Annotated in this window: 26 protein-coding genes; 24 read left to right on the top strand and 2 right to left on the bottom strand. The window is 39.8% G+C overall.

Annotated elements, in window-relative coordinates; genetic code table 11:
* Positions 1 to 322: 322 nt before the first annotated feature.
* Entirely contained in the window at positions 323 to 1,348 is a 1,026-nt protein-coding gene (gene holA, locus AC0VYV_RS14855) for a DNA polymerase III subunit delta (RefSeq protein WP_475373945.1), read from the top strand.
* 44 nt (positions 1,349 to 1,392) lie between these two features.
* Here the strand turns inward: holA and rpsT are convergent, their stop codons facing one another.
* Positions 1,393 to 1,659, bottom strand: coding sequence for a 30S ribosomal protein S20 (gene rpsT / locus AC0VYV_RS14850; protein WP_194219495.1), 267 nt, complete (start codon positions 1,657 to 1,659; stop codon positions 1,393 to 1,395).
* Between the two features lie 156 nt (positions 1,660 to 1,815).
* On the opposite strand from rpsT, the gene gpr reads away from it, so the two are divergent.
* The 12 genes from gpr to deoC all read left to right on the top strand — a co-directional run bounded on the left by gpr (position 1,816) and on the right by deoC (position 15,822).
* Positions 1,816 to 2,934 (top strand): GPR endopeptidase, encoded by a 1,119-nt coding sequence (gpr, locus tag AC0VYV_RS14845; RefSeq protein ID WP_430244173.1) that lies wholly within the window; start codon positions 1,816 to 1,818, stop codon positions 2,932 to 2,934.
* 67 nt (positions 2,935 to 3,001) lie between these two features.
* On the top strand, positions 3,002 to 3,352 hold the full coding sequence (locus AC0VYV_RS14840) for a DUF3679 domain-containing protein (RefSeq protein WP_475372685.1): 351 nt from the start codon (positions 3,002 to 3,004) through the stop codon (positions 3,350 to 3,352).
* Positions 3,353 to 3,612: 260 nt separating this feature from the next.
* On the top strand, positions 3,613 to 5,445 hold the full coding sequence (gene lepA, locus AC0VYV_RS14835) for a translation elongation factor 4 (protein ID WP_194219497.1): 1,833 nt from the start codon (positions 3,613 to 3,615) through the stop codon (positions 5,443 to 5,445).
* Positions 5,446 to 5,548: 103 nt separating this feature from the next.
* Positions 5,549 to 6,691, top strand: a complete 1,143-nt coding sequence (hemW, locus tag AC0VYV_RS14830) for a radical SAM family heme chaperone HemW (RefSeq protein ID WP_194219650.1) — start codon at positions 5,549 to 5,551, stop codon at positions 6,689 to 6,691.
* Between the two features lie 220 nt (positions 6,692 to 6,911).
* On the top strand, positions 6,912 to 7,952 hold the full coding sequence (hrcA, locus tag AC0VYV_RS14825; protein WP_226614406.1) for a heat-inducible transcriptional repressor HrcA: 1,041 nt from the start codon (positions 6,912 to 6,914) through the stop codon (positions 7,950 to 7,952).
* Between the two features lie 92 nt (positions 7,953 to 8,044).
* A complete protein-coding gene (gene grpE, locus AC0VYV_RS14820) occupies positions 8,045 to 8,617 on the top strand; it encodes a nucleotide exchange factor GrpE (protein WP_194219499.1) in 573 nt (190 codons plus the stop codon).
* 31 nt (positions 8,618 to 8,648) lie between these two features.
* The gene (gene dnaK, locus AC0VYV_RS14815; RefSeq protein WP_194219500.1) at positions 8,649 to 10,481 is read left to right on the top strand and encodes a molecular chaperone DnaK; all 1,833 of its coding nucleotides are present in this window, start codon (positions 8,649 to 8,651) and stop codon (positions 10,479 to 10,481) included.
* Positions 10,482 to 10,827: 346 nt separating this feature from the next.
* The gene (gene dnaJ / locus AC0VYV_RS14810; protein ID WP_194219501.1) at positions 10,828 to 11,937 is read left to right on the top strand and encodes a molecular chaperone DnaJ; all 1,110 of its coding nucleotides are present in this window, start codon (positions 10,828 to 10,830) and stop codon (positions 11,935 to 11,937) included.
* Positions 11,938 to 12,035: 98 nt separating this feature from the next.
* On the top strand, positions 12,036 to 12,980 hold the full coding sequence (gene prmA, locus AC0VYV_RS14805) for a 50S ribosomal protein L11 methyltransferase (protein ID WP_475365520.1): 945 nt from the start codon (positions 12,036 to 12,038) through the stop codon (positions 12,978 to 12,980).
* A 12-nt stretch (positions 12,981 to 12,992) separates the two neighbouring features.
* On the top strand, positions 12,993 to 13,745 hold the full coding sequence (locus tag AC0VYV_RS14800; protein ID WP_475365519.1) for a 16S rRNA (uracil(1498)-N(3))-methyltransferase: 753 nt from the start codon (positions 12,993 to 12,995) through the stop codon (positions 13,743 to 13,745).
* A 4-nt stretch (positions 13,746 to 13,749) separates the two neighbouring features.
* On the top strand, positions 13,750 to 15,105 hold the full coding sequence (mtaB, locus tag AC0VYV_RS14795; protein ID WP_194219504.1) for a tRNA (N(6)-L-threonylcarbamoyladenosine(37)-C(2))-methylthiotransferase MtaB: 1,356 nt from the start codon (positions 13,750 to 13,752) through the stop codon (positions 15,103 to 15,105).
* A 45-nt stretch (positions 15,106 to 15,150) separates the two neighbouring features.
* On the top strand, positions 15,151 to 15,822 hold the full coding sequence (gene deoC / locus AC0VYV_RS14790; protein ID WP_475365518.1) for a deoxyribose-phosphate aldolase: 672 nt from the start codon (positions 15,151 to 15,153) through the stop codon (positions 15,820 to 15,822).
* A 144-nt stretch (positions 15,823 to 15,966) separates the two neighbouring features.
* Here deoC and AC0VYV_RS14785 read toward each other — a convergent pair whose 3' ends face one another.
* Complete coding sequence (locus tag AC0VYV_RS14785; RefSeq protein ID WP_475365517.1) at positions 15,967 to 16,902, bottom strand: Na/Pi symporter; 936 nt, start codon at positions 16,900 to 16,902, stop codon at positions 15,967 to 15,969.
* A 307-nt stretch (positions 16,903 to 17,209) separates the two neighbouring features.
* On the opposite strand from AC0VYV_RS14785, the gene rpsU reads away from it, so the two are divergent.
* The 11 genes from rpsU to AC0VYV_RS14730 all read left to right on the top strand — a co-directional run bounded on the left by rpsU (position 17,210) and on the right by AC0VYV_RS14730 (position 26,894).
* Complete coding sequence (gene rpsU / locus AC0VYV_RS14780) at positions 17,210 to 17,386, top strand: 30S ribosomal protein S21 (RefSeq protein ID WP_048312787.1); 177 nt, start codon at positions 17,210 to 17,212, stop codon at positions 17,384 to 17,386.
* A 17-nt stretch (positions 17,387 to 17,403) separates the two neighbouring features.
* A complete protein-coding gene (locus tag AC0VYV_RS14775; protein ID WP_194219507.1) occupies positions 17,404 to 17,847 on the top strand; it encodes a GatB/YqeY domain-containing protein in 444 nt (147 codons plus the stop codon).
* Positions 17,848 to 18,274: 427 nt separating this feature from the next.
* The gene (locus AC0VYV_RS14770) at positions 18,275 to 19,561 is read left to right on the top strand and encodes an NfeD family protein (RefSeq protein WP_475365516.1); all 1,287 of its coding nucleotides are present in this window, start codon (positions 18,275 to 18,277) and stop codon (positions 19,559 to 19,561) included.
* Between the two features lie 21 nt (positions 19,562 to 19,582).
* A complete protein-coding gene (floA, locus tag AC0VYV_RS14765) occupies positions 19,583 to 20,572 on the top strand; it encodes a flotillin-like protein FloA (RefSeq protein ID WP_430244195.1) in 990 nt (329 codons plus the stop codon).
* 35 nt (positions 20,573 to 20,607) lie between these two features.
* Positions 20,608 to 21,072 carry a hypothetical protein gene (locus AC0VYV_RS14760; RefSeq protein ID WP_475365515.1) on the top strand — a complete coding sequence of 155 codons (465 nt, stop codon included), beginning with the start codon at positions 20,608 to 20,610 and terminating at the stop codon, positions 21,070 to 21,072.
* 154 nt (positions 21,073 to 21,226) lie between these two features.
* Positions 21,227 to 21,517, top strand: coding sequence for a sporulation protein YqfC (yqfC, locus tag AC0VYV_RS14755; protein ID WP_194219511.1), 291 nt, complete (start codon positions 21,227 to 21,229; stop codon positions 21,515 to 21,517).
* Between the two features lie 46 nt (positions 21,518 to 21,563).
* Positions 21,564 to 22,751 (top strand): sporulation protein YqfD, encoded by a 1,188-nt coding sequence (gene yqfD, locus AC0VYV_RS14750; protein ID WP_475365514.1) that lies wholly within the window; start codon positions 21,564 to 21,566, stop codon positions 22,749 to 22,751.
* Between the two features lie 6 nt (positions 22,752 to 22,757).
* Positions 22,758 to 23,720, top strand: a complete 963-nt coding sequence (locus AC0VYV_RS14745) for a PhoH family protein (protein WP_475365513.1) — start codon at positions 22,758 to 22,760, stop codon at positions 23,718 to 23,720.
* Between the two features lie 201 nt (positions 23,721 to 23,921).
* Positions 23,922 to 26,051, top strand: coding sequence for an HD family phosphohydrolase (locus AC0VYV_RS14740; RefSeq protein ID WP_475365512.1), 2,130 nt, complete (start codon positions 23,922 to 23,924; stop codon positions 26,049 to 26,051).
* Positions 26,048 to 26,521: an rRNA maturation RNase YbeY gene (gene ybeY, locus AC0VYV_RS14735; protein WP_194219514.1), complete on the top strand. Its 474-nt coding sequence runs from the start codon at positions 26,048 to 26,050 to the stop codon at positions 26,519 to 26,521. The genes AC0VYV_RS14740 and ybeY overlap by 4 nt, the downstream gene beginning before the upstream one ends.
* On the top strand, positions 26,505 to 26,894 hold the full coding sequence (locus tag AC0VYV_RS14730; protein WP_194219515.1) for a diacylglycerol kinase family protein: 390 nt from the start codon (positions 26,505 to 26,507) through the stop codon (positions 26,892 to 26,894). The genes ybeY and AC0VYV_RS14730 overlap by 17 nt, the downstream gene beginning before the upstream one ends.
* Positions 26,895 to 26,905 lie beyond the last annotated feature (11 nt).

Raw genomic sequence — 26,905 nt, 5'->3', positions numbered from 1 at the left:
ACATTTCAAACAATATTGTATCATGTATTATTCCTCATGTCTTTATTATCCATGAACTGTTTACGTTTTTAATGAACGTAATTTATGCGAAAAAATCACTCCCTTTCCTGTAAAGAGTTGTCACCCATACTTTAACTTTGCATAGGATATCCTATCTACTACACACCGAACATCGTTGCTTGGTAAGAGTCCTAGGCCTTACGGAGCAGCGTTTACTATAAATGGGAGGCTGGTTGTAGCAGCCGGCTTCCCTTTTCTACTTGCCAACTTTGTTGTCTGCTATTAGGATAGGAATGGACGAATAAAATCGAGGTGTACATAAATGTCCATTTCAGACTTAAAAAAGAAAATCAAACAGAACAAGTTAGATCCACTATATCTCTTAACAGGAACAGAAGCTTTCCTAATTGATGAGCTGCAAAAAATGATCATTGAACAGGCACTACCTGAAGAGGAAAGAGAATTTGGACTTGCTTATTATGATCTAAACGAAACCCCCGTACAAGCTGCCGTAGAAGATGCTGAAACGCTGCCGTTTCTCGGGGAGAAACGGGTGATAATAGTAAAGAATCCTTTGTTTTTAACAGCTGCTAGTAGGGACAAAAGCAAAGTTGAGCATGATCTTGATTCCCTTCAACGATATGCTGAAAACCCTTCTCCTTTTACGATACTCATTATTGAAGCACCTTATGAAAAGCTGGATGAGAGAAAAAAATTGGTAAAATCAATTAAGAAAGCAGGAGCCTTTGTGAAAGCTGAGGCTTTACAAGAAAGTCATCTTGGGGACTGGCTTCAGCAACGAGCAAAAGAGAATGGTGTTACATTTGACCAGGAAGGTGAAGAGAGGCTTGTTCAATTAACAGGTAGTCATTTGATGTTATTGCAGCAGGAAATTGATAAAATGGCTCTATACGTTGGTGAGGGTGGAGTTGTCAATGCGGAGGTTGTTGATCTCCTTGTTGCAAGAACATTAGAAAATGATATTTTTGCGCTAATAGACCGGATTGTTAGAAAAGACCTAGATAAAGCCTTTCGTATTTTATATGATTTATTAAAAATAAATGAAGAACCAATCAAAATTCTTTCTTTAATCGGCAGGCAGTTTCGAATTATATACCAGGTTAGTGAACTTTCTAAGCGAGGTTATGGTCAAAAGCAAATGGCTTCGACACTTAAATTGCATCCTTACGCGGTTAAAATTGCACAGCAGCAAAGTCGAAGTTTTCATGAAGAAAAGTTGCGTTTTATTCTAGACCAAATCGCAGAATCGGATTATGAAATGAAAACAGGTAGAATGGATAAAAAACTTATTCTTGAATTGTTAGTTACTAAAATTAAAAACACATAAAAAAGCTGTTGGGTTGCCCCAACAGCTTTTAACGTTTTAAGGAATTACGCTGAAATCTCGTTGTACATTTTAGTTAGACGAGATTTTTTACGTGCTACTGTGTTTCTATGAATGATTCCTTTATCAGCAGCTTTGTCGATGCGCTTAGAAGCTTGGTTAAGAGCTGTTTTCGCAGCTTCAACGTCTTTTGCTTCAACTTTCGCTTCAAAAGTCTTGATTGCAGAACGCATTTCAGATTTGAAAGCGAGGTTATTAGCGCGACGATCAGATTGAGTTCTAACGCGTTTAACCGCAGATTTAATATTTGGCATACCTTTCACCTCCTTGCAAGGCTTAACAATTCCATGTCATATCCGTGCATAGAACAAGAAACATTCTATCAAATAGCACAATGAATTGCAATAGAGAATGAAAACCTTATTTCAGGGTTACGCTAACATGTAACAGATAGAATGAGAGGTGATCTGATGGGATTCGTTGATCTAGAAAAATATCAGGTGAGAACAGATCTTGCGGTTGAAGCGCAAGAAATGGTGAAAGAGAAAAAAGCAAAAAGCATGAAAGAAGATAAGCCTGATGGGCTTAAAGGCGTTATTGTGAAAGAAAGAAATGAAAAGGGAGTAAATATTACAACCGTTGAAGTGACAGAAGAGGGTGAGAAAGAGATAGGAAAAAAAGCTGGTCATTATCTTACCTTCGAGGTACAGGGAATTCGTCGAAAAGACTCTGCTCTTCAACAAACCGTTCAGGATGTCTTTGCTCATGAATTTGCGGCTTTCCTTAAACAACAGAATATTGCGAAAGAAGCGAGTTGTCTTATTGTTGGGCTCGGCAATTGGAATGTTACCCCAGATTCACTAGGGCCATTAGTTGTTTCAAATTTGCTCATTACAAACCACTTATTTGAGCTTCAACCAGAAACTGTTTCAGAAGGGTTTCGCCCTGTAAGCGCAATTACTCCAGGTGTCATGGGGGTAACCGGGATTGAAACGAGCGATATTATACATGGGGTTATTGAAAAAGCTAAGCCTGATTTCGTGATTGCAATAGATGCGCTTGCTTCAAGATCAATCGAGCGTGTAAATACAACTATACAAATTTCTGATACAGGAATCCATCCAGGTTCAGGTGTAGGAAATAAGCGTAAGGAGCTAAGCTTTGATACACTCGGCATACCAGTAATAGCGATTGGCATACCAACAGTTGTTGACGCTGTCTCTATAACGAGTGATACGATTGATTTTATTTTGAAACATTTTGGAAGAGAGTTGAAGGAAAAAGGAAAGCCATCGAAATCGTTAGCTCCTGCGGGAATGACTTTCGGAGAAAGAAAAACATATACCGAGGATGATCTCCCGGATGCAGAGAAAAGACAAACATTTCTTGGTATGATTGGTACGTTAGAAGATGAAGAAAAACGTAATTTAATCCGAGAGGTTCTTGCTCCTATGGGACACAACTTAATGGTTACACCTAAAGAAGTAGATGTTTTTATAGAAGATATGGCGAATGTCATATCTGGAGGGCTTAATAGCTGCCTTCATGGTGAAGTAAACCAACAAAACAGTGGAATGTATACCCATTGAGTATATTTTGGTTTTTTTTGCATAGGTATTACTGAAGGACGAGCTATTTCAGGAAGGGGCCGAAGTGATGGTATCTTTTTTTCTTAAATGTTTTCTTCTTGTTTCATTGCTTTTGTTTGGTGTGCTTCTTGGAATGGAACAAGCTTCTAGAAATATGAATCATATGCAGGATCATGAGAGTACTGGAGCTTTTCAAATCAAGACTGCATCCAATGGTGTTGAAGCTGAAATTTTAGGAACATCCATTACACAAAGCGATCTCCAAAATAAACAAGAAACGTTAGAAGGTGCAAATGAATTTAATGTGCTAGGAGACCTCGGTTCAAAGCTTAGTAACTGGTTATCAGCATTAATCAAAACCCTTTTAGCGTTTGTATTCACATTAATTACGACATTTCTTTCCTTTTTTCAATCATAAAGGTCGCATTTGCGGCCTTTTTTAAATTATTGGCTATGTTAAAAATCGAGAATCGAAAGTATAAGTTAACAAAGCTAAGTTATTTTATATATTATTTGAGTCTTGAAAGGTCACAGAGTGTTATTTTTTCTTGTAAAAAAAGAGAGGAATTTCTAAGAGAAATTCATAGTCTATGTAAATGGGTGGATTCCGGATTGAATCTGGACAGCGGTATTGCTATAATCTATACTAGCGTAGTTTCGCCTTAGGAGTGATTGTAGATGAACCTTGAAGAAAAATTGAAAAGACAGTCCAGGATTCGAAATTTTTCCATTATTGCTCATATCGACCATGGAAAATCGACTCTTGCAGACCGCATTTTAGAACGGACAGGTGCGTTAACTGACCGTGAAATGAAAGCTCAAACGCTCGATGCGATGGATCTCGAACGTGAAAGAGGAATTACGATTAAACTGAATTCTGTTCAGCTTACTTATACAGCGAAAGATGGAGAAGAGTACATTTTTCATTTAATCGATACACCAGGACATGTCGACTTCTCTTATGAAGTATCTAGGAGCCTGGCAGCTTGTGAAGGAGCATTATTAATTGTTGATGCAGCACAGGGAATTGAAGCTCAAACGCTAGCGAACGTTTACCTTGCTCTTGATAATGATTTAGAAATCCTTCCAGTTATTAATAAGATCGATTTACCGAGTGCTGAGCCTGAACGAGTGAGGCAAGAAGTAGAAGATGTAATTGGATTGGATGCTTCTGACGCAGTGCTTGCTTCAGCTAAGTCTGGAATTGGTATAGAAGACATTCTAGAACAAATTGTGGAGAAAGTACCCGCGCCACAAGGAGATCCTGAAGGGCCGCTTCAAGCGCTTATCTTTGATTCTCTTTATGATCCATATAGGGGAGTAGTTGCTTATATTCGAATAACAGAGGGATCTGTTAAGGTCGGCGATAAGATCCGTATGATGGCGACAGGTAAAGAATTTGAAGTAAATGAGCTTGGCGTGTTTAATCCTAAGCCGGTATCTAAGAAAGAACTTTCTGTCGGCGATGTTGGTTTCCTTACTGCAGCGATTAAGAATGTGGGAGATTCTCGTGTAGGGGATACAATTACAGCTGTGAAAAATCCTGCTGCAACTCCTCTGCCTGGTTATCGGAGAATGAATCCAATGGTATACTGTGGTCTTTATCCAGTAGACTCAGCGCAATACAATGATCTCCGCGAGGCTCTTGAACGTCTTGAGTTAAACGATTCTTCGCTTCAATACGAAGCAGAAACATCTCAGGCACTCGGCTTTGGTTTCCGCTGTGGTTTCCTTGGACTTCTTCATATGGAAATCGTGCAGGAGCGGATTGAACGAGAATTTAACATTGATTTGATTACGACGGCTCCGAGTGTTATTTATCAAGTTAAACTAACAGACGGAGAAGAAGTGATTATCGATAACCCTGCAATGATGCCTGATGCGCAATCTATTGCGGAAGTGCAAGAACCATATGTAAAGGCGACAATTATGTCACCTAATGATTATGTCGGTGCTATTATGGAATTATGTCAGGGTAAACGCGGTGACTTTATCGATATGCAATATATGGATGAAAGTCGTGTGAATATTGTCTATCATATTCCTCTTTCCGAAATTGTTTATGATTTCTTTGATCAATTGAAGTCAAGTACGAAAGGCTATGCGTCCTTCGACTACGAATTAATTGGGTATAGAGCTTCAAACCTTGTTAAAATGGACATTCTTCTTAATGGTGAGACAATTGATGCTCTATCCATTATCGTTCACAGAGACTTTGCCTATGACCGTGGTAAAGACATTACTGAGACATTGAAAGACCTTATCCCAAGACAGCAATTTGAAGTCCCGATTCAGGCTTCTATTGGACAGAAAATTGTTGCCCGTTCTACAATCAAAGCTATGCGTAAAAACGTACTAGCAAAATGTTACGGTGGAGATATTTCTCGTAAGCGTAAGCTTCTTGAAAAACAAAAAGAAGGTAAGAAACGAATGAAAACGGTAGGTAAAGTAGAAGTGCCTCAAGAAGCATTTATGGCTGTCCTCCGTCAGGATAACACGAAGAATAATTAAGGTGCTTTAGTTGAAGTGCTGAGTTGATTTTTATACTATGTAGGTTAGAAGACCGCAGAGCGTTTCTGCGGTCTTTACATTATGCCAGAAAGCAGTGATTGAAATGGTTAACGCTGTTTATTTACACATTCCGTTCTGTGACTATATATGCCACTATTGTGATTTTAATAAAGTTTTTATGCAAGGTCAGCCTGTGGATGACTATTTAGCTCATATGGATACTGAAATGAAAAATACATTGGAGCGATTCCCGACCAATCGAATAGACACAATATTTGTAGGTGGAGGAACACCTACAGCATTAAACGAAGCGCAGCTTGAGCGCTTTTTAAAAGACGTTCAAGAACGCTTTGGTCCGTATGTATCCGAGCACCTCGAGTTTTCAATGGAGGCAAATCCTGGGAGTGTCACACCTGAGAAGCTTCGAATTATGAAGAAGTACGGTGTGAATCGATTAAGTATCGGAGCTCAGGCATTCCAAGATACGCTTCTAAACAAGCTTGGCAGAGGTCATTCCGTTGAAGAAATCGGAGAAATTGTTCAGATGGCTCAGAGTGAGGGCTTTGTTAACCTCTCACTGGATCTGATGTTTGGATTACCAGAACAAACTATTGAACAATTCTCAGAGTCGATTACAAAAGCAATTGAATTAGGGATTACTCATATTTCTTCTTATTCCTTGCAGGTAGAGAAGAAAACAGTGTTTTATAACAAATGGCGTAAAGGAGAATTACCTCTTCCAACGGAAGAAGCTGAAGCTGATATGTATGAGCTTCTAATGAAACGCCTTGAGGAAGCTGGTCTTTTGCAGTATGAGATTAGTAACTTCGCAAAGCCTGGATACGAGAGCCGACACAACATAACGTACTGGAAGAATAATGAGTACTATGGAATAGGTGCGGGTGCTCACAGCTATATTGATGGGGTACGACGAGCAAATGCTGGTCCGCTTAAGCAATATATGACTAAAATAGATGAGAACAAGTTTCCGTATATGGATGACAATGTTCTAACGAAAAACGAACGAATGGAAGAAGAAATGTTTATGGGCCTTCGAATGAGAGAGGGCGTTTCAAAAGAGACGTTTAAGTATAAATTTAATCAGTCGATTGAGGAAGTTTTTAGTGAACAAATTGAAAAGTTAGTCCGAAGCGACCTCTTGAAAGATACTGGATCACATATTGCATTGACAGAGCAAGGCTTCTTTTTAGGCAATGAAGTATTTCAAGAATTTCTTGCTATCTAGTGACATCGTTGTCAATTAGGCCCTTAGGTTGTTAACTAAGATAGTGATGGTGGTCTTCAGAGTACCCCGATAAAGCGATAATTAAGAGCCTTTCTATTGTTGGAAATGTTTAGTCACAATAATGATTAACGTAATGATTGACAACTAAAATAAGTTTCTGTTACCTTATTAATAGATTTAGCACTCGGCACATTAGAGTGCTAACAGAGGTGATGAGGAGATGTTAACAGAACGTCAACTATTCATTTTGCAGTTATTGATTAATGACTACATTCAAACGGCTGAGCCTGTTGGATCACGCACGATTTCCAAGCGTGAAGATGTGACATTCAGTTCTGCAACCATTCGTAATGAACTTGCGGACCTTGAAGAGATGGGCTACATCGAGAAGACACATAGTTCTTCTGGAAGAGTACCTTCTGAAAAGGGATATCGTTTTTATGTTGATCATCTTCTGTCTCCACCTGTGCTTTCGAAAAAAGATGTGAATAACATTCATTCTCTTTTTGCAGAGAGAATGGTGGAAGTAGAGAAAGTGATTCAACAATCTGCTGGAATACTTTCAGAGCTAACTCAATATACGTCCATTATTCTTGGACCTGAAGTATTTGAAACGAAACTTCGACAAATTCAGATCATTCCCTTGTCAAAGGATACGGCCGTTGTGATTTTGGTAGCTGACAGTGGACATGTCGAGAACCGAACAATGCAAATCCCGCCTTCGGTCAGTATGTCTGATATTGAAAAAGTTGTGAACATCATGAATGAACGCTTGAAGGACGTTCCACTAATCTCCTTGAAGTCGACAATGATGAAAGAAATGGCAACTGTCTTAAAGAAACATATTGAAAATTATAATCAGGTTAATACAATGCTTGAAAATCTTTTTCTCTATACCAATGCTGAAAAAGTGTATTACGGAGGCAAGACTAATATTCTGACCCAACCTGAATTCAAAGATATTGATAAAGTCAGGTTGTTACTTAATACATTTGAACAAGAAGACGTTATGTATAACATACTTCGACCTGAGAAAAATGGAATTGAAGTTAAAATTGGTCAGGAAAATGATCTTGAGGCGATGCAGCATTGTAGCATCGTAACCGCCGACTATTTCATAGAAGGCAAGCGAATGGGCTCTATCGCTTTGCTTGGCCCGACTAGAATGGAATATCATCGTTCAATGAGTATTCTTGGTTTTCTAGCAAATGATCTTACTCGAACCTTGACCGATCGATATCAAAGTTTCAAACACTGGTAAATTGGTAATAGTGAAGAAGGTGGGAGAAACATTTCTTCCATCCTTTTCTATGGGAGAAAGATTTGTTATATTTCGTTAGGGAGGTGAAATTCGTGGAAAAGCAAAACAGTCATCAAGAGGAAGAAGAACTTCTAACTGAAGAGGAAGAGAATCTTGAGCAAAATGCTGAAGAGAATGATGAACCTGAAGTGATTGAAGTATCTGAAACCAATGAAAATGAAGAGCTTGAGAACTTGCAACAGCAGGTTGAAGAGCTTGAGAATAAATATATGCGCACTCAGGCAGAATACGATAACTTCCGCCGCAGAACGCGTGAAGAACGAAATGCAGATGCAAAATACCGTTCTCAAAAATTAGCTGAAGGGTTACTCCCAGCTATGGATAATTTCGAACGTGCACTAGCTGTTCAAAGCGATAGTGAGCAAGTAACGTCATTGCTTACCGGAATGGAAATGGTGTATCGTCAGTTGAAAGAGGCACTTGCTAATGAAGGTGTCGAAGAAATTGGTTCTGTAGGAGAAGCATTCAACCCGCATCTCCATCAGGCTGTCATGCAGGTTGAATCAGATGAACATGATTCAGATGTGGTTGTAGAGGTCTTACAAAAAGGCTATCAACTAAACGATCGCGTCCTTCGACCAGCAATGGTAAAGGTAAGCTCTTAACTACATATTAAGAAATAGGAGGTAGAATGTAATGAGTAAAATTATCGGTATTGACTTAGGTACAACAAACTCTTGTATTGCAGTAATGGAAGGCGGAGAAGCTACCGTTATCCCGAACCCGGAAGGTAGCCGTACAACTCCATCTGTCGTTGCATTTAAAGATGAAGAACGTCTAGTAGGTGAAGTTGCGAAGCGTCAAGCAATCACAAACCCAAACACAATTCAATCCATTAAGCGTCATATGGGTACTGATCATAAAGAAGACGTTGAGGGTAAATCATTTTCTCCTCAAGAAATTTCTGCGATCATTCTTCAGAAGCTAAAATCTTACGCTGAAGATTATCTTGGTGAAGGCGTTGAAAAAGCGGTTATTACAGTGCCTGCTTACTTTAACGATGCTGAGCGTCAAGCAACAAAAGATGCTGGTAAAATCGCTGGACTTGAAGTAGAGCGTATTGTAAACGAACCAACTGCTGCAGCGCTTGCTTACGGTCTTGATAAAGAAGATGAAGATCAAACAATCCTAGTATTTGACCTTGGTGGCGGTACTTTTGACGTATCAATCCTTGAACTTGGCGGAGGCGTATTTGAAGTTAAGTCTACTGCTGGTGATAACCGTCTTGGTGGTGACGACTTTGACCAAGTTATTATCGATCATCTAGTAGCTGAATTTAAGAAAGATACTGGTGTTGACCTAGGTCAGGATAAGATGGCACTTCAACGTTTGAAAGATGCTGCTGAAAAAGCGAAGAAAGATCTTTCAGGTGTAGCACAAACTCAAATTTCTCTTCCATTTATCACAGCGGATGCTTCAGGTCCTAAACACCTTGAGCTTAACCTAACTCGTGCTAAATTCGAAGAGCTTTCTGCAAATCTTGTAGAGCGTACAATGGCACCTACTCGTCAGGCTCTTAAAGATGCTGGAATGTCACCATCTGAACTTGATAAAGTAATTCTTGTTGGTGGATCTACTCGTATTCCTGCAGTACAAGATGCGATTAAGAAAGAAACAGGACAAGATCCACACAAAGGCGTTAACCCTGATGAAGTCGTTGCACTTGGTGCAGCAATTCAAGCTGGTGTTATTGCTGGAGATGTGAAAGACGTTGTTCTTCTTGACGTAACTCCACTTTCTCTTGGTATTGAAACAATGGGTGGCGTATTTACGAAGCTTATCGAGCGTAATACAACGATCCCAACTAGTAAGTCACAGACTTTCTCAACTGCAGCTGATAACCAACCTTCAGTTGACATTCATGTTCTTCAAGGTGAGCGCGAAATGGCTCAGTATAACAAGACTCTTGGTCGCTTCCAGCTGACTGATATTCCTCCAGCACCACGAGGAACTCCGCAAATCGAAGTATCATTTGATATCGACAAAAACGGTATCGTGAACGTTCGCGCGAAGGATCTTGGTACGAATAAAGAACAGTCTATTACAATCAAATCTTCAAGCGGTCTTTCAGATGACGAAATTGAAAACATGGTGAAAGACGCTGAAGCTAACGCTGAAGAAGATAAGCAGCGTCGTGAAGAAGTTGAAACACGTAACGAAGCTGATCAGCTCGTATTCACTACTGATAAAACTCTAAAAGACCTTGAAGGTCAAGTAGAGGAAGAAGAAGTGACAAAAGCTAATGAAGCAAAAGATAAAGTGAAAGCAGCTCTTGAAAATGATGACATTGAAGCAATTCGCACTGCGAAAGATGAGCTTCAAGAAATCGTTCAAGCCTTATCAATGAAAGTCTATGAGCAGGCTGCACAAGCTCAACAGGCTCAAGCTGGCGAAGAAGGCGGAGCTGAACAAGCAGATGATAACGTCGTTGATGCTGAGTATGAAGAGGTAGACGACGACAAAAAGTAAGAAGATGATACGAAAAAAAGTCAAAGTCAGGCGTATCTTGACTTTGACTTTTTTCGTTTAAAATGAAATGCAAACCATTCAATTCCATATAATACGTATGCTAAGAATGTTGTTTGCAGTTGAACAATAACTAATCACAGGTCACGTTTTCTCCATACTTGAAAAATTCTAAAAATCGGGTGGAAGCGACGTATCGTGGTAATATTCACCAATTAACTTTTGGGTTATTATCCAACTTTGCCCAATTTGCTATTAGCGTTCACTGGTGCTTACGATAGAGTATTGCAGAGCGTATAAACTCAATGATATGATAAACGTTATGTGAAGAGAATCGGGAGTGGATACGATGAGTAAACGAGATTATTATGAAGTGCTGGGCGTAAGTAAGGATGCTTCTGATGCCGAGCTGAAAAAAGCTTATCGAAAGCTTGCTAAGCAATATCACCCAGACATCAACCAGGAGCCGGGTGCAGATGAGAAGTTTAAAGAAGTAACGGAAGCTTATGAAGTATTAAGTGACTCTCAGAAAAAAGCTCAGTACGATCAGTTTGGGCACGCAGATCCAAATCAAGGATTTGGTGGCGGAGGAGCTGACTTCGGTGGCTTTGGCGACATTTTTGATATGTTCTTTGGTGGCGGAGGTCGCCGTAATCCAAATGCTCCGAGACAGGGTGCTGACCTTCAGTATTCAATGGAACTAACTTTTGAAGAAGCAGCATTTGGTAAAGAGACGGATATCTTTATTCCAAAAGAAGAAGAATGTTCAACATGTGATGGTTCTGGCGCAAAACCAGGAACTTCACCTGAAACTTGTTCACACTGTGGTGGAGCTGGTCAATTGAATGTAGAGCAAAATACTCCGTTTGGACGAGTAGTTAATCGTCGCGTGTGTCATCATTGTGAAGGTACAGGCAAACTTATTAAAGATAAGTGTAAGACGTGTCGCGGTAAAGGGAAAGTTGAAGTTAAAAAGAAAATTCACGTTAAACTCCCTGCAGGAATCGATGAAGGTCAACAAATCCGCATAACTGGAAAAGGGGAAGCTGGCGTTAACGGTGGACCTCCAGGAGACTTATTTGTAGTTGTTTATGTGAGATCACATGACTTTTACGAACGTAGTGGCGATGATGTGTTATGTCAAATGCCGATCACCTTCTCACAAGCGGGTCTTGGAGATGAAATTGAAGTGCCGACCCTTCATGGTAAAGTGAAGCTTAAAGTGCCAGCTGGTACACAAAGTGGAACTAATTTCCGTCTAAAAGGGAAAGGTATTCAGAACGTACGTGGTTATGGCCAGGGAGATCAACATGTTAAAATTCAAGTGATTACTCCTAAGCACTTAACTGATCGACAAAAAGAGCTTCTACGGGAGTTTAGTGAAATTTCCGGACAGGTACCTGACGAACAGCATGAGAATTTTTTCTCTAAAGTGAAAAAGGCGTTCAAAGGAGAATAAGTAAGGTGAAAGCTGGTAACAGATTGCAGGCTACTACTTCAAGTGGCCTGCCTGTTTCCTTTCCGAAAAAAAGGATCCAAAAGAGGAGTGGGCAATGAATGAAATGGTCTGAGATAAGCATTCATACGACAAACGAAGCAATTGAAGCAGTATCAAACATTCTACATGAAGCAGGTGCCAGTGGGGTAGTCATTGAAGACCCAATGGATCTTGTGAAAGTATGGGATACTACTTTCGGAGAGGTTTATCAGCTCAATCCAGATGATTATCCTGAAGAAGGCGTTATCTTGAAAGCTTACTTGCCTGTCAATAGTTTTCTTGGTGAAACGGTTGAACAAATTAAAGAAGCGATTAATGGACTACTTGTCTATGATATTGATTTAGGACATAACACTGTTCAAATCAGTGAAGTGAATGAGGAAGAATGGGCTACAGCGTGGAAAAAATATTATAAACCTGTCAAAATATCTGAACGAATTACGATTACACCCACATGGGAAGATTACAAGCCTGTCACAACAGATGAAATTATTATTGAGCTTGATCCTGGCATGGCTTTCGGTACAGGAACACATCCGACAACGGTATTGTGTGTTCAAGCGCTTGAAAAAATCATTGTGCCGGGTCAGCGTGTGATTGACGTTGGTACGGGGTCAGGTGTTTTAAGTATCGCGGCTGCTAGTCTTGGGGCTGAACCAGTTGATGCACTTGACCTTGATGAAATAGCTGTTAAAAGCGCTGCGTTAAATACTAAATTAAATAAAGTTCATCACAAAGTTAGTGTTAGTCAAAATAATCTTCTTGAGGGCATTGATGAAACTTACGATGTCATTGTCGCTAATTTACTTTCAGAAATTATTATTCGCTTTACAGACGATGTGGCCCGCGTCCTTAAACCAGGTGGTGCATTTATCACCTCGGGTATTATCTCTGCGAAAAAGCAGGAAGTAAAACAGTCGATCATTGAACAGGGTCTTATCATTGAAGAAACGCTCCAAATGGAAGATTGGGTTGCGTTTATTGCCAGAAAACCCCACGAGTAAGGAGGTAGAACGATGCAACGATATTTCATTTCTGCCTCTCAAGTTCAAGACGGTCACGTTACTATTGAAGGGGAAGATGTGAAGCACATCTCGAAAGTGATGAGAATGACAGAGGGTGACAACATCATATGTTGCACTGAAGACGGTAAATCAGCCCTATGCGAATTAGAAGAAATTAATTCGGACTTAATCAAAGCTGTTCCAATAGAATGGTTGGAAGAACAAAAGAAACTCCCTGTTCATGTTACAATTGTTCAAGGACTGCCTAAAGGAGATAAACTAGAAACAGTCATACAAAAGGGCACAGAACTAGGTGCAGATCAGTTTATCCCTTTTAAAGCTGAGCGTTCTATTGTAAAATGGGATGAGCAAAAAAGCGCTAAAAAGTTGCAAAGGCTAAAAAAAATTGCAAAAGAAGCGGCTGAACAATCCCATCGAACAACCATTCCATTGATTGAAATGCCTCATTCCATTTCATCACTTATTAAAGCAAGTGAGTCTTATGATTATAAATTAATTGCTTATGAAGAGGAAGCGAGAGCAGGAGAAACTGCTGCGCTTGTTCAAACGCTTCACGAGGCAAATGTGAATGACCGAATAATGGTCGTATTTGGACCAGAGGGCGGACTTTCAGATAATGAAGTAGCCAGTTTAATTCAAGCTGGTTTTGCTTCATGTGGACTTGGTCCAAGGATTTTGCGAACAGAAACGGCTGCTATGTACGTGCTGGCAGCAGTTTCTTATCATTTTGAACTAATGAGGTGATTATATGCCTTCAGTTGCTTTCCATACATTAGGCTGTAAAGTAAACCATTACGAAACGGAAGCGATTTGGCAGTTGTTTAAAGATCATGATTATGAACGCGTTGAGTTCGATCATGCATCTGATGTTTATGTTATTAATACGTGCACAGTAACGAATACTGGGGATAAAAAAAGCAGACAGGTTATTCGTCGTGCGATTCGTAAAAATCCTGATGCCGTCATTTGTGTAACAGGTTGTTATGCTCAAACTTCACCTGCAGAAATTATGGCTATTCCTGGAGTGGATGTTGTTGTAGGAACTCAGGATCGCGTTAAAATGCTTGATTACATTGAACAGTATAAGCGCGAACGAGAGCCTGTAAATGGCGTAGGCAATATTATGAAAGCGCGTGTATATGAGGAGCTTGAAGTTCCGGCTTTTACAGATCGCACCCGAGCTTCTCTTAAAATTCAAGAAGGTTGTAACAATTTCTGTACTTTCTGTATAATTCCTTGGGCAAGAGGGCTTCTCAGATCTCGTGAACCGGAAGCGGTCATTTCACAAGCTCAACAGCTTGTTGATGCCGGTTATAAAGAAATCGTTCTAACGGGTATCCATACAGCAGGTTATGGAGAGGATTTGAAAGATTACAACTTTGCTCAGCTTCTTCGTGACCTTGATGCTAAAGTAAAAGGTCTTAAGCGAATTCGGATTTCTTCTATTGAAGCCAGTCAGGTAACTGATGAAGTGATAGAAGTATTGAATCAATCTGAAAAAGTTGTTCCGCATCTTCATATACCGCTTCAATCTGGATCCAATACAGTACTACAGCGAATGAGAAGAAAGTATACAATGGAAATGTTTGGTGAGCGCTTAGAGCGTTTGAAAAAAGCACTTCCAGGATTAGCAATTACGTCCGACGTTATTGTCGGCTTTCCTGGTGAAACAGATGAGGAATTTAAAGAGACATATGACTTTATTGCAAAGCATAAATTCTCAGAACTTCACGTTTTCCCATTTTCAAAGAGAACAGGTACGCCTGCAGCTCGGATGGAAGACCAGGTTGATGATGAAGTTAAGAACAAGCGTGTTCATCATTTAATTGAGCTTTCAAATCAACTTGCGAAAGAGTACGCATCCCATTATGAAGGTGAAGTGCTTGAGGTAATTCCGGAAGAGAAGTACAAGGATGACCCAGAATCAAACTTATTCGTTGGTTATTCAGCGAATTATATGAAAGTAATCTTTGAAGCATCTGAAGAAATGATTGGAAAAATTGTTAAAGTGAAAATCACTAAACCAGGATATCCTTATAATGAAGGTCAATTTGTTCGCGTTATGAACGAGGACGAGCCAACTGCTGCAGTTGCTTCATTTTAAGCTATTAACTTAACCTAACTAAACAGAATTGGAAGGATGACTATCATGAATAAAGAACTAGCAAAAATGATTGATCACACAGCACTAAAACCAGATACTAGCAGAGAGCAGATCGAAAAGCTTTGTGAAGAAGCAAGAGAATTTAACTTTGCTTCAGTTTGCGTTAATCCTACTTGGGTTTCCCTCGCAGCGGAAATGTTGCAAGGTGCTGAAGCTAAAGTTTGTACAGTAATTGGTTTCCCTCTAGGAGCCGTTACAACAGAAACAAAAGCCTTCGAAACAAATGATGCGATTCAAAAGGGTGCTACTGAAGTAGATATGGTTATTAACATTGGTGCACTTAAAGATGGAAATAACGACTTTGTTGAGCAAGATATCAAAGCTGTTGTTGAAGCGGCAAAAGGTAAGGCGCTTGTTAAGGTAATTATTGAGACTTGTCTTCTAACTGATGAAGAAAAAACACGCGCGTGTGAGCTTTCGGTAAAAGCTGGGGCTGACTATGTTAAGACATCAACTGGTTTTTCAACTGGTGGAGCTACAGTTGAAGATATTAAACTAATGAGAAATACAGTTGGGCCGAACATTGGTGTGAAAGCTTCTGGAGGAGTTCGCGACCTAGAAGGTTCTCAAGCAATGATTGATGCAGGAGCTACACGTATTGGAGCTAGTGCTGGAGTCAAAATTGTGCAAGGTGAAACAGCAGATACGGATTATTAATATAACGACCCCATTACTTCTATTAACAGAAGTGATGGGGTTTTTTAGATATTATGAAGGAGAGGGAATATCGTTTTGCTCAGTAGATAATAAGGTGACAGTCAATTGAACTAAGCCTGAGAATTTATGCTGAATTCGCTAGCTTTATATTAAATTGTTTTTTGAGTGTACCCTTTCTATGGATAGTGCTAACAAACCAGTTACAGGTAAAAAGAGTAATGAAGACAAGACGTTAAAGAGGATAGATACGTGAGCAAGTTGAACGTCAGGAAAGGTAGTAAGGGTAGAAGCCATCGTGCCAAAAATCCCTATTAACGGATAGAATATGACTACACCTATTATGTTTATCCAAACGTGAGCATAAGCAGCAAGTTTAGCTTCTGCACTGCTTCCGATACTTGCTATGACCGCTGTGATACAAGTGCCGATATTCGCTCCATAAAGGATGGCAATAGCTGAGGATAGCGAAAGTAAGTCCTGATTAATAAAGCTCATTGTAATTCCAGTTGTTGCTGTACTTGATTGGATGACTGCAGTTAATAATGTCCCAATTCCAATACCATACATAAGGTTTGAATTCGTATGATGGATAACATCTTTAATAAATGATAAAGTCGATAAAGGTTTAGCAAGTGCTTCTAGCCCATGCATAGCAACGAAAATGCAACCTAAGCCGAAGAGAACTGTTCCAATGCTGAAAAGCAGCTGTTTTCTAACTTGAAGCAAGACAAAGCCGCTCAATAATAGCGGTATGACAAGTTGATCGGGATTAAGAGTCATTAATTCAGCTGTAATAGTAGTCCCAATATTCGTGCCAAGAATAATTCCAATTGACTGTCTAAAGGTAAGCAGCTTAGCCGCAATTAAGCTTATTGTAATGACCATCACAGCAGAGCTGCTTTGTAACAGGGCTGTTATAACAGCGCCGGTAATTAGTCCGCGTAAAGGCGTTGAAGCAGCCCTATAAAGCCATGTTTGTAGCCTGGAACTGGAGATTGTATTTAGTCCAACGCGGAGAACAGCCATTCCAAAAAGAAAAATACTAATGAAGACGATGAAAGATGCAATATATTGACTCAATTTAGCACTTCCCCTTTCCATTGAAAGTTTATGGACAGGATCCGTGTTACATGCTCGTTTTTTCTCATTGCTATGGAAAAAGTTTTCATTATAACCACCGCTCATTCAAATAGTTAAATTTTCACTTAGTTGCGGTTTTAAAGCAATTATGTGTGAAAAACAAAAAATCTTTAATAAGACTAATATAAATAAAATATACGAAAGAAATGTTGATAAACAGGACGGGATGTATTATAATTGCAGGTGACATGTCTTTGTTAGAAAGTCATGTGTTATGATTGTCTATGTTTTGGAGGGAGGGATAGAGATGGCGGAAACTCGCGTGCGTAAGAACGAGTCGATCGATGATGCTCTGCGTCGCTTCAAGAGAACGGTTTCTAAAGAAGGCACTATGGCTGAAGTAAAGAAGCGCAAGCACTATGAAAAGCCAAGTGTAAAGCGTAAAAAGAAATCTGAGGCAGCAAGGAAAAAGCGTAAGTTCTAAGAGAGGGTGTTAGGTCAGTGAGTCTAAATGACCGTTTAACAGCAGATATGAAAGTAGCGATGAAGAACAAAGAGAAGAACAAACTATCTGTTATTCGGATGGTGAAATCTTCAATTCAGAATGAGTCCATTAAATTGGGTCATGATCTAACTGAAGAGGAAGAACTTACCGTTCTCACTCGCGAAGTCAAGCAACGTAAAGACTCCCTCCTTGAATTTGAAAAAGCTGGCCGAAGTGATCTTGTGCAGAATCTCGATGAAGAGCTGTCGATTTTATCTGTCTACCTGCCGAAACAACTCTCTGAAGAAGAAGTTGACCAGATTGTTCAGAAAGTTATTTCTGAAACTGGCGCGTCTTCAAAGAAAGATATGGGTATGGTAATGGGTGCGCTAATGCCTCGAGTAAAAGGCAAAGCGGACGGCGGACTTGTTAATCGTCTTGTACAAAAAAACTTATCATAAAGTGATGCTGTCACTTTAGAAGATTATCTGTTTTCTAAAGATGACTAGTTGAAACAATCAGACCTTAAGGCGTGACTGGGTGTTCACTTCCCTGTTAAAGAGAAGAAGAACTTAGTTATGCATTAAGTGTTGGATAAATATGATCAAGCGCAAACACGCCCTGTACGAACAGGGCGTGTTTTTTTTATCAACGCTCGCTCATACATACGATACAAGTGAAAAGGAAAAATAGTTATGTTATATTTCAAAGAATTTTGATCCATATGCCATTTCAAACTAGTATTTTCTAAATCCTTTTGTCATACTAAAGATATTCTTCTACATAAAATTGAAACTTCATGATGATCTCATTCGTATACTTAGGAAGTTGGAGGGAGGGATTACTATCGGAAAAAACATAGTCAGGTTTTTAGTGTGTATTTGCTTCATGATGATGGTTTTTCTTCCGTTCTTTGGGGAGTTAGTTTTGGGTGAAGGCGAAGGAGATCTCGTTACATTTATACCTGTGGAGCAGGAAGTGGAGCGGGGGTTGGAAGCATTTCTAAAACGGTCGATCCAGGATGCGGAGGACCAGGGAGCTGATCACATTGTGTTAGAAATTAACACGCCTGGAGGGGCTGTGAATGCGGCTGATAATATTGCCAAGATTATGAAAGCATCAGATGTTCCGATTACAGCATATGTTACCAATCGAGCACTTTCAGCTGGTGCTTATATTGCTTTAAATGCGGATCAGATTATTATGGAACCAGGAGCACTTATGGGATCGGCTGCTATCATTGATCAATCTGGCAATACGGCAGGAAAGAAAGCAGAGTCTTTCTGGCATGCGGCTATGAAGTCGGCCGCAGAACTTAATGACCGAGACCCAAAGTATGCGCTAGCAATGGCTGATCCTGATGTAGATCTTCCGGATTATAACGCACCTAAAGGTGAGCTTTTAACGCTTAACGATCAGGAAGCTGTGAAAGTTGGATATGCCGAAGGGACTGCAGAAGATCGCACAGAACTACTAAGCGTTCTAAATCTTAAGGATGCCGAAGTAAGTGATGCTGAAGTTAGTATTGCAGAGAGAATTGCACGTTTTGTTACAAATCCTATCATTATTCCCATCTTATTATCTATAGGGAGTTTGGGACTTGTATTGGAACTATATTCACCTGGATTTGGAGTACCGGGATTTATGGGAGCGGGTGCTCTTCTACTGTTCTTCTTTGGTCATATGATTGCTGGTTTTGCTGGATGGGAATCTCTTCTTCTATTGATTGTCGGAGTTGTGCTGATCATCGTCGAGATATTCATTCCTGGCTTTGGGATATTCGGCGTTCTTGGGGCGGTAGGTGTTGTAGCAAGTATTGTTCTTGCTTCAGGACAATCGATGCAATACGTTTTAATTGCGGTCCTTATTGCCGTTGCCGTTACAATTGGTGGTTCTTATCTGTTCATTCGGCTATTCGGCTATCGTGGCTTCTTCAAAAAAATCGTTCTTTCTGATTCAACGAAGTCAGAATTTGGGTATGTCTCAAATGCTACTCGGGAAGAACTGCTTGGAATGGAAGGTGTAGCGGTGACTCCGCTTAGACCATCGGGCATAGCGGAGTTTGGAGACGAACGTCTGGACGTTGTAACGGAGGGGAGTTTCTTAACAGCTGGGACAGCAGTAAAGGTTGTAAAAACAAATGGATCTAGAGTCATTGTAAGAGAAAATAAATAGTTTAAATCAGGGAGGAAAATCATGGATACTGGAACGTTAGGTTTATTAGTTATAGTAGGGTTAGTTATTATTGGTTTAGCGATTCTTTTCACGTTTGTACCTGTTATGTTGTGGATTTCAGCATTAGCAGCTGGTGTGCGAGTTAGTATTTTCAATCTTGTGGGGATGAGATTACGTCGAGTTATCCCATCACGCGTTATTAATCCGTTAATTAAAGCTGTAAAAGCGGGACTTGAGTTAAGTACAAATCAATTAGAAAGCCACTACCTTGCTGGTGGTAACGTTGACCGTGTTGTTAATGCGTTAATTGCAGCGCACCGCGCGAATATAGAACTGAGCTTTGAACGAGGAGCTGCGATTGATCTTGCGGGTAGAGATGTATTAGAAGCTGTGCAAATGAGTGTTAACCCGAAAGTGATTGAAACCCCTTTTATCGCAGGTGTTGCGATGGACGGAATTGAAGTAAAAGCAAAAGCAAGAATTACAGTGCGTGCTAACATTGACCGCCTTGTAGGTGGAGCTGGTGAAGATACTGTTATTGCTCGAGTAGGCGAAGGTATTGTTAGTACAATTGGTTCTTCTCAAAATCATAAGAAGGTACTTGAGAACCCAGATATGATTTCTCATACGGTTCTTTCCAAAGGGTTAGATGCAGGTACGGCATTTGAGATTCTCTCGATCGATATTGCTGACATTGATATCGGTAAAAACATCGGTGCGGTTCTACAAACGGATCAAGCTGAAGCAGATAAAAATATTGCACAAGCGAAAGCTGAAGAGCGTCGTGCGATGGCTGTTGCCCAAGAGCAAGAAATGCGCGCTCGCGTAGAGGAAATGCGTGCTAAAGTTGTTGAAGCAGAGGCTGAGGTACCGATGGCAATGGCTGAAGCCCTAAGAGCTGGTAATATTGGAGTAATGGACTATATGAATTTAAAGAACATTGAAGCAGATACAGATATGCGTGACATGATCGGGAAACCGAATCAGGAAGAAGATGAGGATGATCGCTAAACTGTTTCCTAAGTCCTGTGGTGGAGGTGATCTTGTTGGATAATCTGATTGAACTGCTTCTAAATAATTTTGTTTTTGTGTTGGTCGCTATTGGGGGAATTATTAGTTTCCTTAAGCGAATGGGCAGTGAGGAAGAAAAACAGAAATCGAAGCCCACTGCTAACAATCGCCAGCAATCACAAAGACGGAGAGAGCAGGGAAATACCGCCTCAGGCCGTTCAGAGTCTAATGGGATAGGGGAAGAGGAAACTCCTCAAACTGAGACTGTCAGTGCTTATCAAGAAGCTCTAGGACGGATGGCGAAGCGGGAGAATCGATATTCAGAGAACGATATTAAAGTTCAAAAGAATGTGAAGCAAACTTCTTATAAGAATGATAAGAATCTTTCGATAAATAAGAAGAATGTAAGGGATGGTATAATCTGGTCGGAAATCCTTGGGCCGCCGCGCTCAAGAAAACCGCATCCCTCGATGATAAGCATGAAACAGATGAAGAAATAAAATGTTCAAAAGACGCCGATTGGCGTCTTTTTTTGTTGGAGCGCGATCATTCATTTTAAGTTTGCATAAGATGAGAACAGGATTTTTAATCAAATGTAAGTGGGATAGTTTTGCGATTCTTTTCATAAAGATGAAGGGAGAGGGGGGAGCATCCATGGCAAAGTGGAAGCATGGTCTAAAAAGCTGGTTAACCCGAAGGTTAGAGCTTCCTGCAGATGCAGTCATGGATTTACCACGAATAACCATGGTAGGGCAGCTGCATATCTACATAGAGAATCATCAAGGTGTTTTAAAATTCTCTAATGAAGAAGTTCGCCTCCTTCTTAAGAATGGCCAATTGTTGATTAAAGGAAAAGATTTTATGCTTAAGACAATTCTTCCAGAAGAGATACTTCTTGAGGGTAAAATTGAACATGTTTCTTACCTTGATCGACCTAATAACTGATCAGAAGCCTTATGATATCCTCAGGCTGACTATACAGGAGGCTGCTATGAAGGAATACTTACGAGAACTTTTTTCAGGATTTGTTCGAATTAAAGTAGTGGGTTCTTATTCAGAACTCTTTATTAATCGGTGTATTGAGTACAACATACCAATTTGGGATATTGTTCGTTTGGATAAAGATACTATTATTCTTTCGCTCTATACTTCTGATGTAAAGAGAATTAGGCCGCACTTAAAGAGGACAAGGTGTAGAATTCGAATTCATGAAAGAAAAGGTTTTCCATTTGTAATTAAAAGGATCGTATATTCTAGAGGCTTTCTCAGTGGAGTAATTGGATGTTTAGTATTGATATTCATTTTATCAAACATGGTTTGGTCTATTACAGTAAATGGTGCTACACCTGAAGTGGAGCATAAACTAAAGCAGGCAGCAGTCGAGCTAGGAGTAAAGAAGGGTAAATTTATCTTTCAATTGCCTTCTAATCAAGAGCTTCAGCGCGAGATTACAGAGAGTTTAGAAGAAATTACGTGGGTTGGTGTTAAGCAAAGCGGGACTACCTATCATTTCGAAGTTGTGCAAAAACAGCTTCCTGAAAAAGAACCTGCGCTAAGTCCTAGGCATATCGTTGCGAATAAGAAAGCGATCATTACAAAAATGTATGTTGAGGAAGGTCAGGCGCAGGTAGAGGAAAACACATATGTCAAACCGGGTCAATTGCTTATTTCAGGCTTTATTGGAAAAGAAGATAAGAGTGAACTTGTTCCTGCAAGAGGCGAAGTTTATGGAAAGACGTGGTATGTAACTAATGTTTCCATTCCACTTGAATCTACTTTTCAAACAAACACAGGAGAATCAGAAACGAAATACGCGATTGGATTGTTTGGCTTACGCATCCCAATATGGGGCTTCTCTAAACCAGATTTTGAACACTACGAAGAGCTCAAAAGAGAGACTGATTTTCATTTTTTGAAGTGGGAAATCCCGATAGCTTTTCAAACGACAGAGGTGCTGGCAACAAAGGAAGTGACAAGAAAATACACAGAAAAAGAAGCACTGAATGCGGCGCGTAGTGTTAGTCGGGAGGACATCCTAAATAAAACCTCCAAAGAAGCTGAAATTAAAGAGGAAAAGATTTTGCACCATGAGGTAGAGAATGGTAAAGTAAACGTAAAGATACACTATGAAGTAATAGAAGAGATCGGGAAAGACATACCGATTATTCAAGGAGATTGATGGCTATTGGCAGAATCTTATGTTGAACTTACATTGCAGTTAGAAAATTCTAATGAAGCTCAAAGCTTATTTGGTCCTGGCGATGAGCATTTAAAGATAATTGAGGAATCACTTGAAGTTTCACTTGTTACTCGTGGAGAAGGCATATCCGTAAAAGGTAATGAAGAAACCATCGCCATGGTAAAGGAAGTTGTCCACACGCTTCACACCCTTATAAAACGCGGAGCAAGTATCTCAGGGAGAGATGTCGTTTATGCTTGTCAACTTGTTCAACAGGGAATGCTAGATCAGCTTCTTGAACTTTACCAAGAAGAAATCACAACGAACGCTAAAGGGAAACCGATTAAAGTTAAGACGCTGGGACAGCGTCATTACGTTTCGGCTATGAAGAAAACCGATCTGGTATTTGGGATTGGGCCAGCTGGAACTGGCAAGACGTATCTTGCTGTTGTAATGGCGGTAACAGCTCTCAAGTACAACCAGGTGAAGAAAATTGTGCTAACTCGCCCAGCAGTTGAAGCTGGAGAGAGTCTTGGGTTTTTACCAGGGGATTTGAAGGAAAAGGTGGACCCATACTTACGTCCATTGTACGATGCGCTTCATGATGTACTTGGTGTTGAACAAACGACGCGCTTAATTGAACGTGGCACGATCGAAATTGCTCCACTTGCCTATATGAGAGGTCGGACGCTTGACGATAGCTACGTTATCTTAGATGAAGCACAAAATACAACTTCTCAGCAAATGAAAATGTTCTTAACACGATTAGGATTTGGTTCTAAAATGGTTATCACTGGAGATATAACGCAAATTGACCTTCCGAAAGGTAAAGAATCAGGCCTTGCTGCTGCCGAAAAAATCCTTAAGAGAGTAAAAGACGTTTCATTTATTTACTTACAGCAAACGGATGTGGTCCGGCACCCATTAGTTCAACGAATTATTGACGCATACGAGCATGAAACGAAATAAGCTTTCAAAGGCCCGTGAAAAACGGGTCTTTTTTTAGCCTTTAAGAATTCAACAAGATACCTTTATCTTTTATGTTTTCATCAAGTTGAACTGCTAGCAATCAGTTTAACTTATTGTGAGATTCCGCTCCATTTATTAGGGAATTCTGATAAAATATGAAGAAGAGTAGTAGAGGCCAGAACTTATGAGGTGAAGGAAGCTATGGTTGCGAAGATTAAACGTCTGTTTCAGGATAATCTCCGTAATATTGAACGAATTAAAATGGTGAAATGGTCTCTTTATGGCCTAGTTGCTCTCATCATGTATTTAACGATGCTTTCAAATGTCATTCCTGAATCATTGGACGTTTCTCTTTATTCAAGAGCAGATCATGATATAGCTTCGCCTATTACGATCGAAAATAAAACAGCCACAGAAGATGAACGATCGAAAGCAGCTCAAATCGACGCAAAATATGTTTACAGAGATGAAGTTTCTCAGTCACAGGTCGATCAATTAAATGATTTGTTTTCAGGTATTGAAAAGGTTAAAAAAAATGATAGTGATGACGCTGAAACGACAGAAGAGAAAATAACAGAACTTGAATCTTTGCTATCTGTGTCGATGTCAGCAGAACTTTCAAACGAAACTCTCGTGCCGCTTCTTGAAGCGGAATTGTCTCAAATTAGCTTAATTAAAGAGCTGACACTATCTGAAGTAATGGAAGTCATGACTGATAGAGTGTCTATTGATAATTTAGAGCAATCTAAAACGGATGTGGAAGATCGGTTATCCCTTACTTCTCTACCTACTGAGCAGAAAAAAGCAATGATAACAGTAGCACAGCAGAGTATTGTGCCTAATTATTTTCTAGATCCAGAACAAACCGAACAAAGTCGTCAAGAAGCAATAGAAGCAGTTCAGCCGGTTATGATTCGTGAAGGCCAAATTATCGTTGAAGAAGGAGCGATGATTAATAGAGAAGTGATGGAGCAATTAAGACTAGCTGGTCTTCTTGATGAGGGGTTTGATGCAGTTCCTTATATCGGCCTTGCATTGCTAGTTGTCCTTCTTACTGGTTATTTGTATTACTTCTTTCAGGATGTAAATTCAAGAGTCCGCTCAGCCAATACAAATTTATTGATTCTCGTTCTCATTTATCTCAGCACACTGCTTGTTCTGAAACTATCAAGCTTGATGCAGGGAATTGAATTGCCGGGTATTGCTTATATTGTTCCTGTAGCGGTAGGTTCTATGCTCATAAAAATGCTCTTTAATGAACAATTAGCCATTGCATCAAGCTTCCTCTTTGGAGTATGTGCTGGCGTGTTTTTCAACGGAGAAATAACGGGACCAATGAATGCGTCACTTGCTTTCTATGTATTGATGAGTTCTTTATCGGGAGTCTTTTTCCTCGGTAAAAGAAATCATCGATCCAACATATTGAAAGCAGGATTACTAGTATCCTTAATAAACATCGTTTCAGTGGCTATATTATTAATGTTAAAGAACGGACAATACAGTGGTATCGAATTAAGCTACCATTTCTTGTTTGCATTTGTATCAGGTTTTCTTTCATCTATGTTAACACTAGGACTTATGCCTTTCTTTGAAGCAGGTTTTAGGATCATCTCGACTACAAGATTAATCGAATTATCTAATCCAAACCATCCACTTCTGAGAAAAATTCTTGTTGAAACACCGGGAACATATCACCATAGTGTAATGGTTGCTAACTTATCGGAGGCAGCATGTGAATCGATTGGAGCCAACGGTTTACTAGCAAGGGTGGGAGCCTATTACCACGACATTGGTAAAACAAAACGCCCCCACTTTTTCATTGAAAATCAAATGAATATGGAAAATCCGCATGATAAAATTTCTCCATATTTAAGTAAAACAATTATCGTTTCTCATGCCACTGACGGGGCGGAGATGCTCAGGAAGCATCGATTGCCAAAAGAAATTGTGGATATAGCTGAACAACATCACGGAACGACACTGCTGAAGTTCTTTTATTACAAAGCAAGTGAACAATCTGATCAGCAGGTGTCTGAAGCTGAATTCCGCTATCCTGGACCAAGAGCTCAAACGAAGGAAGCCGCTGTTGTTGGAATTGCAGACTGTATCGAAGCGGCAGTGAGGTCGATGAACAAACCAAACCCTGATACCATAGAATCGCTCGTAAGAAAAATTATTACTGAAAGACTTGAAGATGGACAGTTTGACGAATGTGATTTATCTCTCAGAGAGCTCGACATTGTTGCAAAAACAATATTAGAAACATTAAATGGTATTTTTCATAGTCGAATTGAATATCCAACAGAATTAAAAAAGAAGGTGACTTCATGAATTTAACGATAGACTTTGTTGATGAGACGAACTCAATTAAAAAAGAGCAGCTTGAGATGCTCGAGAATTTATTAAACCATGCTGCAAAGGAAGAAGAGGTTAGACCGGGAAGTGAAGTGTCGGTTATGTTTGTGGATAATGAACGTATTACCGAGATCAATCGCGAATATCGTGGGAAAGATCAACCGACAGATGTCATTTCCTTCGCACTTGATGATGAGGAAGAGGGAGAAGAACCGCTTATTATTGGTGAAGAACTACCGCATTTACTCGGAGAAATTGTTATTTCCGTTCCAAAAATAGAGGATCAAGCTACTGAATATGGGCATAGTTTTGAGCGGGAGCTTGGCTTTTTAAGTGTTCATGGTTTTCTTCATTTACTTGGTTATGATCATATGACCGAGGAAGATGAAAAAGAAATGTTCGGAAAACAAAAAGTGCTGTTAGAACAATATGGCCTCACGAGATAATCGGTCTAGGTTGTTACGGTTTTTACGTAGCTTTCTATATGCTTCACAAGGCTTTCGTTATTTAGTGAAAAATGAACAAAATTTTCTATTTCATCTTATTGCAGGTAGTTTCGTTCTGATAGCGGGGCTAATTCTTGAGCTATCTGTGATAAAGATGAGCATTTTATTAACTGTAATCGGTATCATGTTAAGCTTAGAAGCGTTAAATACAGGGATTGAGAGGTCGATTGACTTAATTACCGAAAAAGAACATCCTATAGCGAAAGTGGCAAAAGATGTTTCAGCCGCTGCAGTCTTTCTTTTTGCGGTCATTTCAGTTATAATCGGTATCCTTCTCTTTTTCGAACCGATTGTTCACTTGTTTCAGTCATAAGGAGGAATAGT

Source organism: Anaerobacillus sp. QJM3NY_17, from assembly GCF_056173665.1.
This window is presented reverse-complemented; position numbering and strand designations above follow the sequence as displayed.